1 protein-coding gene is annotated in these 314 nt (G+C 47.8%); it reads right to left on the bottom strand.

What is annotated here, in order from left to right; genetic code table 11:
• Nucleotides 1–127 precede the first annotated feature (127 nt).
• Nucleotides 128–314: hypothetical protein (locus tag Q4563_RS18370; protein ID WP_303605532.1), on the bottom strand; the 187-nt coding region annotated here is incomplete at its 5' end.

Consider the following 314-nt stretch of genomic DNA (forward strand, 5'->3'; position numbering starts at 1 on the left):
CGTACCAGGCATCAGCCATGCAGCGGGGCCAGAGGAAAACCAGGACGAGATTGACCAGTGGATTAAAGGCGGTGGAAAGCCGGATGTGGAGTGAGCGCCATTTTGTATCCGAAAATATTAAAATAATTTATTGTTTTGTATTGCAAAACAAATAGAGGCGAGTATAGTGGAACTCATGGAAGGCAATCAAGCCAACCACCGACCCGGCGGATCTGGGGAAAAGGAACCAAAACGATGAAAAGCAAAACTCTTTTTGAACAGGCACTGGAAGAATACGACACTCGCGCGCGCTCTTCTGCGATACGAGGAACAGA

The sequence above is a fragment of the Gilvimarinus sp. 1_MG-2023 genome (genome assembly GCF_030548285.1).